The sequence below is a fragment of the Bradyrhizobium genosp. P genome, assembly GCF_049949265.1.
Lineage (GTDB): Bacteria > Pseudomonadota > Alphaproteobacteria > Rhizobiales > Xanthobacteraceae > Bradyrhizobium.
The window spans coordinates 181,701-197,434 of the sequence record NZ_CP188195.1 but is presented as its reverse complement, the minus strand read 5'-3'; the positions used below and the strand labels follow the sequence as shown (position 1 = coordinate 197,434).

The window sequence follows — 15,734 nt, the reverse complement described above, 5'->3', positions numbered from 1 at the left end:
CGAGGGAGCTGGCCGAAGAGTTTACTGCGGCGCCGAAAAAAGGAGGCCCCGGCCCCGGCGCGGTGAGGCCATAATCCTTTTGTTTTGGTTAACTATTCGCCGACAATATGCCCAAATCCACCCCCCTCATCAGGCTGGATGGAATCCTGGCCGATCACGGTCGGTCAAGAGAAGAGAGACGATGGCAGGCCCGCATAACCGCACGTCCCCGCCGTCGGGCGCGACCCGGCGGACAGCGCTTGGCCTCATCATTGGCGCGCCGCTGCTGTCGGCCTGCTCCGGCATCCAGCAGAGTCTGAGCCAGTTCGGCGGTCAGGACGCGGGTCCCGCCGGTCCCCAGCAGCAACCGCAGGCGGTCGGCACCGGGCAGGTCAAGGTCGGCCTGATCCTGCCGCTGTCGGCGTCCGGCAACGCCGGCGTCGCCGCACAGTCGATGCGGAACGCCGCCGAAATGGCACTGGCGGAATTTCAGAACCCGAACATCCAGCTCCTGATCAAGGATGACGGCGGCAGCCCGCAGGGCGCGGCGCAAGGAACCCAGCAGGCGCTGTCCGAGGGGGCCGAGATCATTCTGGGGCCGTTGTTTGCGGGCTCGGTGCCGGCCACTGCGCAGCTGACACGGACACGCGGCACGTCGGTGATCGCCTTCTCGACCGATTCGAGCGTGGCCTCGCGCGGCGTCTATCTTCTGAGCTTTCTGCCGGAATCCGACATCAATCGCATCGTCGATTATGCCACCGGCATCGGGAAACGGTCATTTGCAGCGATGGTGCCCGACAATGCCTATGGCAACGTGGTCGAGGCCGCGTTCAAGCAGGCGGTCGGCCGCAAGAACGGACGCGTCGTTGCATTCGAGAAATATGGCGCCGATCGCGCGACGCCGGCGCGGACGGTGGCGCAGGCGCTCGGCCAGGCCGACGCGCTGCTGCTCGCCGATGATGGTGATTCGGTGGTCGCGACCGCCGATGCGCTGACCGCGGCGGGCTCCAATCTGCACAACATCCAACTGCTCGGGACGGGGCTGTGGGACAATCCCCGCGTGTTCGCAAGCCCGGTCCTGCAGGGCGGCCTCTATGCCGCGCCCGACCCGGCCGGTTTCCGCAGCTTCGCCAACCGCTACCGCACCAAGTTCGGCGGCGAGCCGGTGCGCACCGCGACGCTTGCCTATGACGCGGTGGCTCTGGTTGCAGCGCTTGCGCGTACGCAAGGCGCACAGCGCTTTTCGCCGGAAACCCTGACCAATCCGTCCGGCTTTGCCGGCATCGACGGCCTGTTCCGCTTTCGCGCTGACGGGACCAACGAACGCGGCCTTGCGGTCATGAAGGTGGCATCGGGCGGCGGCACGCCGGTTGCCGGATCGCCGAAGAGTTTTGGCGCTTAAGCAGCCAAATCGGCGACCACGGCGTCGAGCACCGGGAAGCCTGATTTCGTCACGCGCAACCGTCCGTCGGGGTCGACGGCGATCGCGCCTTCCTCGCGCAGCGTGGCGATCCGGTGCGGATCGAGCTGGCGGCCGGAGAGCGCCGCATAGCGCTTCGGATCGATCCCCTCCGCGAGCCGCAGCCCCATCAGCAGGAATTCGTCGGCCCGCTCCTCGCTGTTGAGGCAATCGTCGGTCATGACACCGTGGCCGCGTTCCTCGACGCGCAGCAGCCACGCCTCGGGGCGCTTGTCCGTTGCGGTCGCGTGCCTGACACCATTGATATCAAGCCGACCATGCGCGCCCGGCCCGACGCCGGCATATTCATCGCCGCGCCAGTAGACGAGGTTGTGCTTGCACTCTGCGCCGGCGCGCGCGTGATTGGAAATCTCGTAGGCCGGCAGTCCCTCGCGCGCGCAGACCTCCTGGGTCACGTCGTAGAGTGCACGCGCGGTCGATTCGTCCGGCGTCTGCAGCTTGCCCGCGGCGTGCAATCCGAAGAACGGCGTGCCTTCCTCGATCGTCAGCTGATAGAGCGACAAATGCTCGGCGGCTTCCGAGATCGCCTGCTTCAATTCGCTCGACCACATCTGCGGCGTCTGGCCGGGGCGGGCATAGATCAGGTCGAAGGAGTAACGGTCGAAGGCGGTGCGTGCGATCGCAACTGCATCGAGCGCCTCGCGTGCGGTGTGCAGGCGTCCAAGCGCCTTCAGTGAGGCATCGTCGAGCGCCTGCACGCCGAGCGATACGCGATTGACCCCTGCCGTGCGGTAGCCGCGAAAGCGTGTCGCCTCGACGCTGGTCGGATTGGCCTCGAGCGTGACCTCGACGTCATCAGCGACCGACCAATGCTTGCCGATTGCATCGAGCACCGCGCCGACAGTCTGCGGCTGCATCAACGACGGCGTGCCGCCACCGAGGAAGATCGATGACACCTCGCGCCCCGGCACGCGGGCCGCGGTGGTCTCGATCTCGCGGGCGAACGCGCGTACGAAGCGCTCCTCGTCGACGGGCGCGTGCCGGACATGGCTGTTGAAATCGCAATATGGGCATTTCGACAGGCAGAACGGCCAGTGCACGTAGACGCCGAATGCCCTTCGTTCAGCGTGGCTCAAGGCAGATCTCCGCGAGCTTCACGAAGGCGCGGGCGCGATGTGACAGGCCGAGCCCGATCGGCGGCAGGCCGTGCTTCTCGATGCTGGTCATTTCACCGAAGGTACGCGCGTGTCCGTCGGGCAGAAAGGCCGGATCGTAGCCGAAGCCGGCAGTGCCGCGCGGCGGCCAGACGAAAGTTCCATCGACCCGGGCCTCGACCTCTTCGAGATGATCGTCGGGCCAGGCCACACACAGCGCGGAGACGAAATGCGCCCTGCGCTTGTCCGGCGTGGTGGCGCCGCGCTCCTGCAACAGGCGCTCGATCTGGGTCATCGCCGCCATGAAGTCCTTGCTCTCGCCGGCCCAGCGCGCCGAATAGATACCGGGTGCGCCGTCGAGCGCGTCGACCACGAGGCCGGAATCGTCGGCAAAGGCCGGCAATCCGGTTGCCTTCGCTGCAGCGATAGCCTTGATCACGGCATTGGCGCGAAAGCTGTTGCCGGTCTCCTCGGGCTCGGCGAGGCCAAGCTCACCGGCCGACACCGCTTCCACCCCGTAAGGCGCCAGCAGCTCCCGCATCTCGGCGAGTTTGCCGGGATTGTGGGTGGCGATGACGAGCTTTCCGGTGATTCGGCGGTGCATGGCCAATCTGACTACGCGACCGCGATCTTTTGCAAGTCGACCAGACGCGCGACACCTCTGCGGGCGAGCGCCATCAGCGCCAGGAATTCGTCCTGCGAGAACGGCGTCTTCTCGGCGGTGCCCTGCACCTCGATGATGCGGCCGTCGCCGGTCATGACGAAATTGGCGTCGGTGTCGGCCTCGGAGTCCTCGGCATAGTCGAGGTCGAGCACCGGCGTGCCCTTGTAGATACCGCATGAAATCGCCGCCACGTTGTCGCGCAGCACGTTGGCCTTCAGCATGTTGCGGGTCTTCATCCAGTTGATGCAATCCGCAAGCGCCACCCAGGCGCCGGTGATCGAGGCGGTACGGGTGCCGCCGTCGGCCTGGATGACATCGCAATCGACGGTGATCTGGCGCTCGCCGAGCGCTTCCAAATCGACCGCGGCGCGCAGCGAGCGGCCGATCAGCCGCTGAATCTCGACGGTGCGGCCGCCCTGCTTGCCGGCGGAGGCCTCGCGGCGGGTTCGCTCCAGCGTGGCACGCGGCAGCATGCCATATTCGGCGGTGACCCAGCCGCGGCCCTGGCCCTTCAGCCATGGCGGCAGCCGCTCCTCGAGCGTGGCGGTCACCAGCACATGGGTGTCGCCGAATTTCACCATGCAGGAGCCCTCGGCATATTTGACGACGCCGCGTTCCAGCGACACGGGACGCAGTTCATCGGGCGCACGGCGGCTTGGCCGCATGGGAATCCTCCGAAAATCCGAGAGAAGCAGTCGGAGCGTGACGACCTATCCTTGAATCGTCATCGCGCTCTAACACTTTGTTTCAGCATGATCTTTTCGGAAAAACCGGTTCCTGTTCGTCCCGATCATGCTCAAGGCGTGCTTGTAGGAGGGGGAAGCGGCAGCGGCAAGGGTTTTCGGCCCGGCCTGCGGGGGTGAATGCGTGCTTGTCACGGGCCTCGCGGATCGACAGATTGGGGGCAATTGTGAGGGAGTAGAACGTGGCTCACCACGACCCGATCAGCCTGATCACGCCGCATGCGGGGCTTGCCCAGCTCAACGAGCGTTCGCGCGACATTTTTCGTCAAATCGTCGAAAGCTATCTGGCGACCGGCGAGCCTGTCGGCTCGCGCAACATCTCGCGCCTGATCGCGCTGCCCCTGTCGCCGGCATCGGTCCGCAACGTGATGTCGGACCTCGAGCAGCTCGGGCTGATCTACGCGCCGCACACATCGGCCGGCCGGCTGCCGACCGAACTCGGCCTGCGCTTTTTCGTCGACGCGCTGATGCAGGTGGGCGATCTCACCGAGGCGGAGCGCCAATCGATCCAGACCCAGCTTGCCTCCGTCGGCCGTGCACAATCGGTCGAGGCGGCGCTTGGCGAAGCGCTGACCCGGCTGTCGGGGCTGACCCGTGCGGCAGCGGTGGTGCTGACGCCAAAATCGAACGCGCGGTTGAAGCACATCGAATTCGTCCGGCTGGAACCGGAGAAGGCGCTGGTCGTGCTGGTCGCTGAAGACGGTCAGGTCGAGAATCGGGTGCTGGCGCTGCCGCCGGGCGTTCCCTCCTCGGCGCTGATCGAAGCGACCAATTTCCTCAACGCGCGGATTCGCGGCCGGACCCTGGCCGAAGCGCGCCTCGAGCTCGAGACCGCCTTGACGCAGAACCGCGCCGAGCTCGATCAACTGACGCAGAAGGTCGTGACGGCCGGCATCGCGAGCTGGTCCGGCGGCGAGAGCGAAGCCCGGCAGCTGATCGTGCGCGGCCACGCCAATCTGCTGGAGGATCTGCATGCGCTCGACGATCTCGAGCGCATCAAGTCGCTGTTTGATGATCTCGAGACCAAGCGTGGCGTGATTGACCTGCTGGGTCGCGCCGAGCGCGGTGAGGGGGTACGGATCTTCATCGGCTCGGAGAACAAGCTGTTCTCGCTGTCGGGTTCCTCGACCATTATCGCGCCTTACAGCGATGCCCATGGCCGGATCGTCGGCGTCCTCGGCGTGATCGGCCCGACGCGGCTGAATTATGCCAGGGTGATCCCGACGGTTGATTACGCCGCGCGCATTGTCAGCAAGATCCTGGGTGGCTGACCGGACGGAAGTTCGTTTCCATTTGACGCGTTTTCTTCACGCGAACCGGAGGCCACTTCGCTCGAAACCGCTATGTGGCGCTTGATTTTCGCCGCTCAAAGCACGATATCCGGGCCAGCCAATCCCCAAGATTTGAACCGCGCGCGTTTTTCGAGAAGGCAAGCCATGACCGATCCGAACCGGACCAATGACAATACCGAGAATCCGGCTCCGACGGGCGAGCCTGTGACCTCCAAGCCCTACATCATGCCCGACGATCCGGAAGTCGGATCGGCGGAAGCCTTGAGCAAGGAACTGGCTGAGGCGCGCGACAAGACGCTGCGCACGCTGGCCGAGATGGAGAATCTCCGTCAGCGCACCCGCCGCGAGGTCGCCGACGCCAAGACCTATGGGATCACCGGCTTCGCCCGCGACGTGCTCGATATCGCCGACAATCTGCAGCGTGCACTCGATGCGGTTCCGGCCGAGACCAAGGAAGCCGCCGATCCCGGCCTGAAGGCATTGATCGAAGGCGTCGAGCTGACCGAGCGCTCACTGCTCAACGCGCTGGAGAAGAACGGCGTGAAGAAGTTCGACCCGATCGGCGAGAAGTTCGATCCGAACTTCCAGCAGGCGATGTACGAAGTGCCCGACCCGTCGGTGCCATCAGGCACGGTGGTGCAGGTCATGCAGGCCGGCTACATGATCGGCGAGCGCATTTTGCGCCCGGCGCTGGTGGGGGTCTCCAAGGGCGGCGCCAAGGCCGCTCCGGGTGCCGACTTCACGGCCTGATCGCCGTGACTTCGCGCGAAAGACCTTACGCGCGAAAGGCTTGCGCCAAGAAACCTCAAGCCAGGAAACTTAAGCGATGTCCGATGACTGGATGCGCTTGACGCCGGCCTTGGCCATGTCGGCCCAGGCCTTCGCAAGCGACCCTTGCGTGTCGATGCCGCGGCAGGCGTCTTCCACCACATAGGTTTCGAAGCCGGCCTTGCGCCCGTCCAGCGCGGTCCACGCCACGCAGAAATCGGTGGCAAGTCCCGCGATGAAGACGCGCTTGACGTTGCGCGCCTTGAGATAGGGCGCAAGTCCGGTGGTCGTCTTGCCGTCGGCCTCGGTGAAGGCGGAGTAGCTGTCGACGTCCTGGTGAAAACCCTTGCGGATGATCAACTCGGCTTGCGGGATTGCGAGGTCTTTCGACAGCGAGGCGCCGTCGGTGCCCTGCACGCAGTGGTCCGGCCACAGCACTTGCTTGCCATAGGCGAGGTCGATCGTCTCGAATGGCTTCTTGCCGGAATGGGCCGAGGCAAAAGAGACGTGTCCGGGCGTGTGCCAGTCCTGCGTCATCACCACATTGGCGAAGCTCTTGGCGATCTTGTTGATGATCGGCACCACCTGCTCGCCGTCCTTCACCGCGAGGCTGCCGCCCGGCAGGAAGCAGTTCTGGACGTCGATCACCAGCAGCGCCGAGCCGTCGTCGGGCTTGATCGCCGCCGCCCAAAGCTCGCCTGGAACCAGGGTGGCAAGTGCCGTCGCACTGAGACCTGCAACAACCTGCCGTCGATCCAACATTGTGCCTCTCCTCGACTGGCTGAAACCGCGCGAGGAGGCTAGTTCCGTTCGCTGGCCTGCGAAAGTCCGATTTTTCGGCGGGACTTGCGGAAACGGCGATCAGCCGCGCGGCTGGATGCCGTCACGCACCGCGCGGAAACGCGGGAACGCGGTTTCCCAATCGGTGCGCGGCGAACTGCCGATGATGCGCATCGACGACTGTGTGCCGAACCGCAGCCACTGCACGATGGTCACCGGCGTGTTGTCCTTGCCGCTGATCGCGTCGATCCGTGTCTCGTAGCCGGCCTGGCCGTCGATCCGCATCGGCTCGGACATGGTGATGCGTCCGTCGCGCACGCCGGGAATCGTGGTCGCGATCTGCTGGGCGAAGCGGCCGCGATCATCGGGCGAGGCCGCCGTCGAGCCGATGATGCCGAGGAGCATGAAGGGCTTGGTTTCGAAGCCGCTCTTCTCGTCGCCGTCGGCCAGGAGCAGCGCCGCGCCCGGTGCCAGCATGCGGACGTTCTTGAAATTGCTGAGCTCGGTGATCTTGAACGGCATCATGCCGAGCTGCTCGTCGACCGGTACGTCATTGCGGATGACGGCGGTGGCGAACATCTGCCGCACAGCATCGTCGGTGTAGATCTTGGCGGCGTTCTCCGGCACCTGCACCGCGATGTAGCCGGAGAAGGTCGGGCCGGGCAGGATCATCGAATAGCGGCGCACATTGGTCGTGCCGTCTCGCGCGCTCTCGATCGTGTAGTAGCCGAGGCCTGCCGGGGTTTCGAGGCTCTCGGGCTTGATGCCGCCGCTGCCGGCGGGATTGGCCTTGAAGGCACTGACGACCTCGCCATAGGCATCCGGGGGCAGATCGGCGACCAGAACCCTCACGCCCTGGTCCTCGGTCTCGAAGCCGATGAAGGACTTTGCGCGGGCGAGACCAACCAGCGGCTTCATGCCGACATGGGCACCCGGCGGAAACACCACGTCGTCCGCGAAAGCAGAACAGGTGGCGGCAATCAGCACGGCAACCGCAGCGAGAACTCGAAAGGGCATCATGAAGGATCTACCGGATTTGCTTGGAGGCCGCTCAACGGGCCAATGCGGGGCTGGGTGGGCCCCATCAGTCAGCCCGCTTTTAGCGGTTTTGATGGCCCTGCAACAGGCTTGCTTGATCTCCGTTGCCGCCTTGCGGCCCCGATTCGACGGGATTCTTGCGAGATAGAACGGGTTTCTCGACATTTCTCTGTGAACGAATGAGGCGACCGGCACAACCTCCAGCAGCCAAATGGCGCGTCCCAGACGGGTGAGCCGATCGCGCGCTCGATCCGTTGTGAGCGTTCACTCAACAAGCGAAGCCCGTGTGGGCAGCGTGATCGCGCTTGATCGCGTCAGGCAACATTGCCTATTTGTTAACATGTTTGGACGTTGAACCGGCGCGGGGCCCAAGCTGACACAATCTTTCAAACGTCAGTCTTTTCAGGCTTCAACGTTGCGTCCAGTCCTTGCGGGCCAGACCCTCTCTCCTATATCAGGCTCACCGTCGCAATATCGCGAGTATGTGAACGTCTGGGGGTTCGGTTCGGGGTGCCGTCAGGGCCCAACCAGCCTGCCGTAGCAAGAAGGATATGGAAAACCATGGGTAAGGTCATTGGGATCGACCTCGGCACCACGAATTCGTGCGTCGCCGTGATGGATGGCAAAAATGCCAAGGTGATCGAGAACGCGGAAGGCATGCGGACGACTCCGTCGATCGTTGCTTTCACTGACGATGGCGAGCGCCTCGTCGGCCAGCCGGCGAAGCGCCAGGCGGTAACTAATCCCGAGCGCACGTTCTTTGCGGTGAAGCGCCTCATCGGCCGCCGCTACGACGACCCGATGGTCGAGAAGGACAAGAAGCTCGTTCCCTACAAGATCGTCAAGGCATCGAACGGCGACGCCTGGGTCGAAGCCGACGGCAAAACCTATTCGCCCTCGCAGGTCTCGGCCTTCATCCTGCAGAAGATGAAGGAGACCGCTGAGGCGCATCTCGGCCAGAAGGTCGATCAGGCCGTCATCACGGTTCCCGCTTATTTCAACGACGCCCAGCGTCAGGCCACCAAGGACGCCGGCAAGATCGCCGGCCTCGAGGTGCTGCGCATCATCAACGAGCCGACGGCTGCCGCGCTCGCCTACGGCCTCGACAAGACGAAGACCGGCACGATCGCGGTGTACGACCTCGGTGGCGGCACCTTCGACGTCTCGATCCTCGAGATCGGCGACGGCGTGTTCGAGGTGAAGTCGACCAATGGCGACACCTTCCTCGGCGGTGAGGACTTCGACATGCGCCTGGTCGGCTATCTCGCCGACGAGTTCCAGAAGGAACAGGGCATCAACCTGCGCAACGACAAGCTGGCCCTGCAGCGCCTGAAGGAAGCCGCTGAAAAGGCCAAGATCGAGCTGTCGTCGACCACGCAGACCGAGATCAACCTGCCGTTCATCACGGCGGACCAGACCGGTCCGAAGCATCTGACGATGAAGCTGACCCGCGCCAAGTTCGAAGCGCTGGTGGCCGACCTCGTCGAGAAGACCATCGAGCCGTGCCGCAAGGCGCTGAAGGATGCCGGCCTGACCGCCGGCGAGATCGGCGAAGTGGTGCTGGTCGGCGGCATGACCCGCATGCCCAAGATCCAGGAAGTGGTGAAGCAGTTCTTCGGCAAGGAACCGCACAAGGGCGTCAACCCCGACGAAGTCGTCGCGATCGGCGCTGCGATCCAGGCCGGCGTGCTGCAGGGCGACGTCAAGGACGTGCTGCTGCTCGACGTGACCCCGCTGTCGCTGGGCATCGAGACGCTGGGCGGCGTGTTCACCCGCATCATCGACCGCAACACCACGATCCCGACCAAGAAGGGCCAGGTATTCTCGACGGCCGAGGATAATCAGGGCGCCGTGACCATTCGCGTCTTCCAGGGCGAGCGTGAAATGGCGGCCGACAACAAGATGCTCGGTCAGTTCGACCTGATGGGCATTCCGCCGGCTCCGCGCGGCATGCCGCAGATCGAGGTGACCTTCGACATCGACGCCAACGGCATCGTCAACGTCTCGGCCAAGGACAAGGCGACCGGCAAGGAACAGCAGATCCGGATCCAGGCGTCCGGCGGACTGTCCGAGGCCGACATCGACAAGATGGTCAAGGACGCCGAGGCCAACGCGGCCGAAGACAAGAAGCGCCGCGAGGCGGTCGACGCCAAGAACCATGCCGATGGCTTGGTGCATTCGACCGAGAAGGCCCTGGCCGAGCACGGCTCGAAGGTTGCGGACACCGAGCGTCGCGCGATCGAAGATGCGGTCAGTGACCTCAAGGAAGCGCTGAAGGGCGACGACGCCGAAGCGATCAAGGCCAAGACCAACACGCTGGCGCAGGCTTCGATGAAGCTCGGCGAGGCCATGTACAAGCAGCAGGCCGAGGCCGATGCGGCCAAGGACTCTGCGAAGGATGACGTCGTCGACGCGGAGTTCACCGAGGTCGACGACGACAAGAACAACAAGAAGTCTGCTTAAGCGCGGGCTCGAGATCATGGCCCTCACCCCAAAGAGCACGCTACGCGTCTCGGAGGAGTGGGGGTCATTTTTCTTTAAGGCGATCGCTGCACCTTCCAGACAGGCGCAATCCTTATCGCAATCCTTGGCGATGGCGATGAACTTCGGACGGAATTGAAGGATGTCCACCAAGCGCTGCTATTACGAGACCCTCGAGGTCGAGCGGAACGCGGACGAAACCAAGCTGAAAGCGGCTTTCCGCAAGCTCGCGATGAAATGGCACCCGGACAAGAATCCGGGCGATGCCTCCAGCGAAGTCCGCTTCAAGGAAATCAACGAAGCCTATGAGGTGCTGAAGGACGGCGACAAGCGCGCCGCCTACGACCGCTTCGGCCATGCCGCCTTCGAGCAGGGCATGGGCGGCGGCGGTCCCGGCTTCGGCGCCGGCTTCGCCTCGTCGTTCTCCGACATCTTCGAGGACCTGTTCGGCATGGCCGGGCAGCGCCGCAGCGGCGGCCGCGAGCGCGGCGCAGACCTGCGCTACAACATGGAAATCACACTCGAGGAAGCCTTCCAGGGCAAGACCGCGCAGATCGAGATTCCGGTCTCGGTCACCTGCGAATCCTGCTCGGGCACCGGCGCCAAGGCCGGCACCAAGCCGAAGACCTGCTCGATGTGCGGCGGCGCCGGCCGTGTCCGGCAGGCGCAAGGGTTCTTCACGCTGGAGCGAACCTGCCCCGGCTGTCAGGGCCGCGGCCAGATGATTGAGGATGCCTGCGGCTCTTGCGCCGGTTCCGGCCGGGTGACGCGGGAACGGACGCTGTCGGTCAACATTCCCCAGGGGGTCGAGGACGGCACGCGTATTCGCCTCGCCGGTGAAGGCGAGGCTGGCGTTCGCGGTGGGCCGCCCGGCGACCTCTACATCTTCCTGTCGCTGACCACGCACCAGTTCTTCCAGCGCGACGGCGCCGACCTGCATTGCCGCGTGCCGATCTCGATGGTGGCGGCAGCCCTCGGCGGCGAATTCGAGGTGCCCACCATCGACAAGGGCAAGACCAAGGTGAAAGTGCCGTCCGGCACGCAGTCGGGCCGGCGATTCCGCATTGCATCAAAGGGTATGCCGGTGCTGCGGTCGCGTCAGACCGGCGACATGTATGTCCAGGTTATGGTCGAAACGCCGCAAAATCTGACCAAGAAACAGCAAGAATTGCTGATGGAGTTCGAAAAACTGTCGTCCGGTGCAACCCAACCCGAGGCCGCAGGTTTCTTCTCTAAGGTCAAGGACTTCTTCGGAAACCGCACTGCGCCGCAGTAGTCGTTATGCTTGACCGTAACGGCTCTGACATATACGTCTTTGTGACTGTTTTCTGACAACCGCTCGGTTGTGCGGTCCCGCCTGGAAGCGACATGCCCCAATCGTCCGTGCGTGCGTTGAAAAAGCCCCTACGTCTTGACGACGAGGTCCGTTTTCTCCGTTCATGGATCGAGAAGCCACTGCATATGGGCGCGGTAATGCCGTCCGGTCGGCTGCTCGCCCGCACCATGGCGCAATATGTCGACCCGAAAGCGGAAGGGCCGGTCGTCGAACTTGGGCCCGGCACCGGTGCGATCACCAACGCACTGATCGAGCACGGCGTCGATCAGAAGCGGCTCGTACTGGTCGAATACAATCCTGGCTTCTGCGCATTGCTGCGCGAGCGCTATCCGCAAGCCACCGTCGTCCAGGGGGATGCCTACACGCTCCGTGATGCGCTCTGGGAGGTCCTGAAGTCTCCCGCCTCGGCCGTGGTCTCCGGCCTGCCCCTCGTCACCAAGCCGATGCTCACGCGCCTGAGGCTGATCCGCGATGCCTTCGTGGCGCTTGCCCCAGGTGCTCCCTTCGTTCAGTTCACCTATTCGGTCGTGCCCCCGATTCCAAAATCGCTGCCGGGCGTGTCCACAGAAGCTTCCGAGCGGATCTGGATGAACCTTCCGCCCGCCCGGGTCTGGGTGTATCGCAAGGGTTGATCGCCCGGCGCCGTCGCGCGGGCTCACCCAAGACCTGCGATTTCAAAATGTCCGCGCTGAAAATCCTCGTGATCCCGGGATCGCTTCGATCAGGCTCGCTCAATGCGAAGCTTGCGGCGGTCGCAGTGCAGGAATTGGCGCAGTTGGGCGCCGACGTGACGCGGATCTCACTCGCCGATTTTCCGCTGCCGATCTATGACGGCGACCTGCAGGCCAAATCGGGCGTGCCGCAGCATGCCGTCACCCTCAAGCGGATGATCGGCGCCCATCACGGCGTGCTGATCGTGACACCGGAATATAATTCCTCGGTGCCCGCACTGGTGAAGAACACGATCGACTGGGTCAGCCGCGTGCAGGATCCGCATGAGGCGCGCGGCCAAGTGTTCCGCGACCGCGTCTTTGCAATATCAGCGGCGTCCGGCAATCGGCTCGGCGGCACGCGCGCGCTGGCGGCGTTGCGGCTGATCCTGTCGGCGTGCCAGGCGACCGTGATCCCGAATCAGCTCGCGCTGTCTTTCGCCGAACAGGCCTATGACGATATGGATCGTCTGAAGCATCACGCCGACATCGAGGCGATGCGGGCGATGGCGCGGCAGTTGATCGACCATTCCCAACGCATGATGTGAGGTGACATGCAGCCAGCCAAGATCGCTCCGAAAGACCGGTTGATTGTGGGGCTCGATCTGCCCTCCGTGACAGCGGCGGAGGCGATGATCGACAAGCTCGGTGACAGCGTGACCTTCTACAAGATCGGCTATCAGCTCGCCTATGCCGGCGGCCTGCCGCTGGCGAAGCAGCTTGCGAGCAGCGGCAAGAAGGTCTTCCTCGATCTCAAGCTGCACGACATCGGCAACACGGTTGCACGCGGCGTCGAGAGCGTCGCAAGGCTCGGCGCGACCTTCCTCACCGTGCATGCCTATCCGCAGACCATGAAGGCGGCGGTCGAAGCACGCGCCGGATCGGGCCTGAACATCCTCGCGGTCACCGTGCTGACCTCCTACGACGACAGCGATCTCCATGCCGCGGGCTATCGCCTCAACGTCTCCGATCTGGTCGCGACGCGCGCCCGGCAGGCGCAGTCGCTCGGCGTCGACGGCATCGTGAGCTCGCCCGAAGAAGCTGCCGCCTTGCGCAAGATCGTCGGCGACAAGGTGAACCTGGTGACACCGGGCATCCGCCCTGCGGGTTCCGCCGCCGGCGACCAGAAGCGCATCATGACGCCGGCCCGTGCAATTGCGTCCGGCGCTGATTATCTGGTGGTCGCGCGGCCGGTCGTTGAGGCCGCCGATCCGAAAGCTGCGGCTGACGCCATTCAGGCCGAGATCGCGCAGGCGATCGGCTGACCAACCAAGAAGGAGAAAGAGATGGCGAAGGGATACTGGATCGCACGTGTCGACGTTCACAACGAGCAGGGTTACAAGCCCTACATGGCCGCCAACCCGGCCATCTTTCAGAAATTCGGCGGCAAGTTCATCGTGCGCGGCGGCAAGTTCGTTGGCCCGGAAGGTGAGAGCCGTTCGCGCAATGTCGTGATCGAATTTCCCGACTACCAAACCGCGCTCGACTGCTATCACTCGCCCGAATATCAAGCCAACATCAAGGTGCGGCAGCCGCACTCGATCGCCGAACTCGTCATCATTGAAGGCTACGACACCCCGTAGCCCGGACGCCAGGCGCCCCCCGTTCGGTTGCCGGAACAGCTATGGCTGGCCCTTGTTTGAGCATGATCCCCGCGCAAACGCGTTCCGAGTTTGTCGCGCTGGAAAACCGGTTTCCACTTTTCCGGATCATGCTTTATACGGCGTCCAGAGGTGAGCCATGGCTGACATGCGTTTGATTGTTGCGGGAGCCGGCGGCCGGATGGGCCGAACGCTCGCGCGGGTGATCTCCGAGACTCCCGGGGCGGTTCAGGTCGGCGCGCTGGAAGCGCCGGGTTCCGAATTGCTCGGTAAGGACGCCGGCGTGCTTGCTGGTCTTCCGGCCAACGGCGTCGCGCTGTCGGCCGACCTGTGGTCGATGTCGGCCAATGCCGACGGCATCCTGGATTTCACCGTGCCGGCAGCGACCATCGCCAATGTCGCGATCGCAGCCGAGCGCGGCCTCGTTCATGTCATCGGCACCACCGGCTTGTCGCCGTCAGATGACGCCGTGATCAAGAGCGTCACCAATCGCGCCATCGTGGTAAAGTCGGGCAATATGAGCCTCGGCGTCAATTTGCTCGCTGCGCTGGTCAAGCGCGTCGCGCAATCGCTCGACCAGAGCTTCGACATCGAAATTCTGGAAATGCATCACAAGTCCAAGATCGATGCACCGTCAGGGACCGCCTTGATGTTGGGTGAAGCCGCCGCTGCTGGCCGCCAGATCGCATTGGCGGAACGTTCCGCGCGCGGCCGCGATGGCTTGACCGGCGCCCGCCGCGCCGGCGATATCGGCTTTGCGTCGCTGCGCGGCGGCACCGCGGCCGGCGACCACAGCGTGATCTTTGCCGGTCCGTCCGAGCGTCTTACGCTGTCGCACCATGCCGAGGATCGCGCGCTGTTTGCGCAGGGAGCACTGAAGGCGGCACTGTGGGCGCACGGCAAGAAGCCTGGTCAATACTCGATGGCCGACGTGCTGGGACTGAGCGAGTAAACGGCATGATCCGGAAAAGTGGCAACCGGTTTTCCGAAACGGATCATGCGCAAACCGAGCTGAAGCGGAAACGGAATCCTTGCAAATGAGTGATCGCCTTCTTGTGCTGGTGCGGCACGGCCAGAGCGAATGGAACCTGAAGAATCTCTTCACCGGATGGAAGGACCCTGATCTCACCGAGCAGGGCATCAACGAAGCCAAGGATGCCGGGCGCAAGCTGAAGGCACAGGGGCTGTCGTTCGACACAGCCTTCACCTCCGACCTGACGCGGGCCCAGCACACGTTGAAGCTGATGCTTGAGGAGATCGGCCAGACCGGATTGCCGACGACCAAAAATCTCGCGCTCAACGAACGCGACTATGGCGATCTCTCCGGCCTCAACAAGGATGATGCCCGCAAGAAATGGGGTGAGGACCAGGTGCTGATCTGGCGCCGCTCCTACGACGTGCCGCCGCCCGGCGGCGAAAGCCTCAAGGACACGCTGGCGCGGACGTTGCCCTATTACGTGCAGGAGATCCTGCCCGGGGTGCTGCGTGGCCAGCGCACGCTGGTCGCCGCCCACGGCAATTCACTGCGCGCGCTGATCATGGTGCTGGAAAAGCTGACGCCGGAACAGATCCTCAAGCGCGAACTCGCCACCGGCGCGCCGATCGTCTATCGGCTCAACGCCGATTCCACCGTCGCGTCAAAGGTCGATCTGGCGGGGTAGGCGTTGACTTCGTCATTCCGGGGCGACGCGCAGCATCGAACTATGGTGCGCAATTGCGCACCTGAGAATCTCGAGATTCCCCGGTGCGCAATTGCGCACCTGAGGCC

At 64.1% G+C, this 15,734-nt stretch carries 16 protein-coding genes; 11 read left to right on the top strand and 5 right to left on the bottom strand.

Going from position 1 to position 15,734, the window contains the following annotated elements:
* Positions 1-181 precede the first annotated feature (181 nt).
* Positions 182-1,381: a penicillin-binding protein activator gene (locus tag ACP2YO_RS00980; protein WP_426438238.1), complete on the top strand. Its 1,200-nt coding sequence runs from the start codon at positions 182-184 to the stop codon at positions 1,379-1,381.
* Here the strand turns inward: ACP2YO_RS00980 and hemW are convergent.
* Genes hemW through rph form a run of 3 tightly spaced genes read right to left on the bottom strand, consistent with a single transcriptional unit; the run spans position 1,378 to position 3,882 of the window.
* Complete coding sequence (hemW, locus tag ACP2YO_RS00975; RefSeq protein ID WP_426438237.1) at positions 1,378-2,535, bottom strand: radical SAM family heme chaperone HemW; 1,158 nt, start codon at positions 2,533-2,535, stop codon at positions 1,378-1,380. The genes ACP2YO_RS00980 and hemW overlap by 4 nt on opposite strands.
* Entirely contained in the window at positions 2,522-3,157 is a 636-nt protein-coding gene (gene rdgB / locus ACP2YO_RS00970; protein ID WP_426438236.1) for an RdgB/HAM1 family non-canonical purine NTP pyrophosphatase, read from the bottom strand. Before rdgB ends, hemW begins: the two co-directional genes overlap by 14 nt.
* Before the next feature lie 11 nt (positions 3,158-3,168).
* Complete coding sequence (rph, locus tag ACP2YO_RS00965) at positions 3,169-3,882, bottom strand: ribonuclease PH (protein WP_426438235.1); 714 nt, start codon at positions 3,880-3,882, stop codon at positions 3,169-3,171.
* A 260-nt stretch (positions 3,883-4,142) separates the two neighbouring features.
* Here rph and hrcA point away from each other — a divergent pair, with 260 nt between their 5' ends.
* Positions 4,143-5,231: a heat-inducible transcriptional repressor HrcA gene (gene hrcA, locus ACP2YO_RS00960; RefSeq protein WP_426438234.1), complete on the top strand. Its 1,089-nt coding sequence runs from the start codon at positions 4,143-4,145 to the stop codon at positions 5,229-5,231.
* Between the two features lie 165 nt (positions 5,232-5,396).
* Complete coding sequence (grpE, locus tag ACP2YO_RS00955; protein WP_426438233.1) at positions 5,397-6,002, top strand: nucleotide exchange factor GrpE; 606 nt, start codon at positions 5,397-5,399, stop codon at positions 6,000-6,002.
* A gap of 69 nt (positions 6,003-6,071) precedes the next feature.
* On the opposite strand, the gene pncA is transcribed toward grpE, so the two are convergent.
* Complete coding sequence (gene pncA, locus ACP2YO_RS00950; protein ID WP_426438232.1) at positions 6,072-6,782, bottom strand: bifunctional nicotinamidase/pyrazinamidase; 711 nt, start codon at positions 6,780-6,782, stop codon at positions 6,072-6,074.
* 99 nt (positions 6,783-6,881) lie between these two features.
* On the bottom strand, positions 6,882-7,820 hold the full coding sequence (locus ACP2YO_RS00945) for a hypothetical protein (RefSeq protein ID WP_426438231.1): 939 nt from the start codon (positions 7,818-7,820) through the stop codon (positions 6,882-6,884).
* Between the two features lie 579 nt (positions 7,821-8,399).
* Between ACP2YO_RS00945 and dnaK the strand changes: the two genes are divergently transcribed.
* The 8 genes from dnaK (at position 8,400) to ACP2YO_RS00905 (ending at position 15,627) form a co-directional block, all read left to right on the top strand.
* A complete protein-coding gene (gene dnaK, locus ACP2YO_RS00940) occupies positions 8,400-10,301 on the top strand; it encodes a molecular chaperone DnaK (RefSeq protein ID WP_426438230.1) in 1,902 nt (633 codons plus the stop codon).
* A 160-nt stretch (positions 10,302-10,461) separates the two neighbouring features.
* Entirely contained in the window at positions 10,462-11,595 is a 1,134-nt protein-coding gene (gene dnaJ / locus ACP2YO_RS00935; protein ID WP_426438229.1) for a molecular chaperone DnaJ, read from the top strand.
* A 92-nt stretch (positions 11,596-11,687) separates the two neighbouring features.
* A complete protein-coding gene (locus tag ACP2YO_RS00930) occupies positions 11,688-12,287 on the top strand; it encodes a class I SAM-dependent methyltransferase (protein ID WP_426438228.1) in 600 nt (199 codons plus the stop codon).
* 47 nt (positions 12,288-12,334) lie between these two features.
* Positions 12,335-12,913, top strand: coding sequence for an NADPH-dependent FMN reductase (locus ACP2YO_RS00925; RefSeq protein WP_426438227.1), 579 nt, complete (start codon positions 12,335-12,337; stop codon positions 12,911-12,913).
* 6 nt (positions 12,914-12,919) lie between these two features.
* Positions 12,920-13,630 carry an orotidine-5'-phosphate decarboxylase gene (gene pyrF, locus ACP2YO_RS00920; protein WP_426438226.1) on the top strand — a complete coding sequence of 237 codons (711 nt, stop codon included), beginning with the start codon at positions 12,920-12,922 and terminating at the stop codon, positions 13,628-13,630.
* A 21-nt stretch (positions 13,631-13,651) separates the two neighbouring features.
* Positions 13,652-13,948 (top strand): DUF1330 domain-containing protein, encoded by a 297-nt coding sequence (locus tag ACP2YO_RS00915; protein WP_426438225.1) that lies wholly within the window; start codon positions 13,652-13,654, stop codon positions 13,946-13,948.
* 157 nt (positions 13,949-14,105) lie between these two features.
* A complete protein-coding gene (dapB, locus tag ACP2YO_RS00910; RefSeq protein WP_426438224.1) occupies positions 14,106-14,918 on the top strand; it encodes a 4-hydroxy-tetrahydrodipicolinate reductase in 813 nt (270 codons plus the stop codon).
* An 85-nt stretch (positions 14,919-15,003) separates the two neighbouring features.
* Positions 15,004-15,627 (top strand): 2,3-bisphosphoglycerate-dependent phosphoglycerate mutase, encoded by a 624-nt coding sequence (locus ACP2YO_RS00905; RefSeq protein WP_426438223.1) that lies wholly within the window; start codon positions 15,004-15,006, stop codon positions 15,625-15,627.
* Positions 15,628-15,734: the final 107 nt, after the last annotated feature.

What these genes read in the sequence shown, in the direction of transcription:
- ACP2YO_RS00980 (WP_426438238.1), top strand. Translation starts at nt 182, where the DNA reads ATGGCAGGCCCGCATAACCGCACGTCCCCGCCGTCGGGCGCGACCCGG.
- rdgB (WP_426438236.1), bottom strand. Translation starts at nt 3,157, where the DNA reads ATGCACCGCCGAATCACCGGAAAGCTCGTCATCGCCACCCACAATCCC.
- rph (WP_426438235.1), bottom strand. Translation starts at nt 3,882, where the DNA reads ATGCGGCCAAGCCGCCGTGCGCCCGATGAACTGCGTCCCGTGTCGCTG.
- grpE (WP_426438233.1), top strand. Translation starts at nt 5,397, where the DNA reads ATGACCGATCCGAACCGGACCAATGACAATACCGAGAATCCGGCTCCG.
- pncA (WP_426438232.1), bottom strand. Translation starts at nt 6,782, where the DNA reads ATGTTGGATCGACGGCAGGTTGTTGCAGGTCTCAGTGCGACGGCACTT.
- ACP2YO_RS00945 (WP_426438231.1), bottom strand. Translation starts at nt 7,820, where the DNA reads ATGATGCCCTTTCGAGTTCTCGCTGCGGTTGCCGTGCTGATTGCCGCC.
- dnaK (WP_426438230.1), top strand. Translation starts at nt 8,400, where the DNA reads ATGGGTAAGGTCATTGGGATCGACCTCGGCACCACGAATTCGTGCGTC.
- dnaJ (WP_426438229.1), top strand. Translation starts at nt 10,462, where the DNA reads ATGTCCACCAAGCGCTGCTATTACGAGACCCTCGAGGTCGAGCGGAAC.
- ACP2YO_RS00930 (WP_426438228.1), top strand. Translation starts at nt 11,688, where the DNA reads ATGCCCCAATCGTCCGTGCGTGCGTTGAAAAAGCCCCTACGTCTTGAC.
- ACP2YO_RS00925 (WP_426438227.1), top strand. Translation starts at nt 12,335, where the DNA reads ATGTCCGCGCTGAAAATCCTCGTGATCCCGGGATCGCTTCGATCAGGC.
- pyrF (WP_426438226.1), top strand. Translation starts at nt 12,920, where the DNA reads ATGCAGCCAGCCAAGATCGCTCCGAAAGACCGGTTGATTGTGGGGCTC.
- ACP2YO_RS00915 (WP_426438225.1), top strand. Translation starts at nt 13,652, where the DNA reads ATGGCGAAGGGATACTGGATCGCACGTGTCGACGTTCACAACGAGCAG.
- dapB (WP_426438224.1), top strand. Translation starts at nt 14,106, where the DNA reads ATGGCTGACATGCGTTTGATTGTTGCGGGAGCCGGCGGCCGGATGGGC.
- ACP2YO_RS00905 (WP_426438223.1), top strand. Translation starts at nt 15,004, where the DNA reads ATGAGTGATCGCCTTCTTGTGCTGGTGCGGCACGGCCAGAGCGAATGG.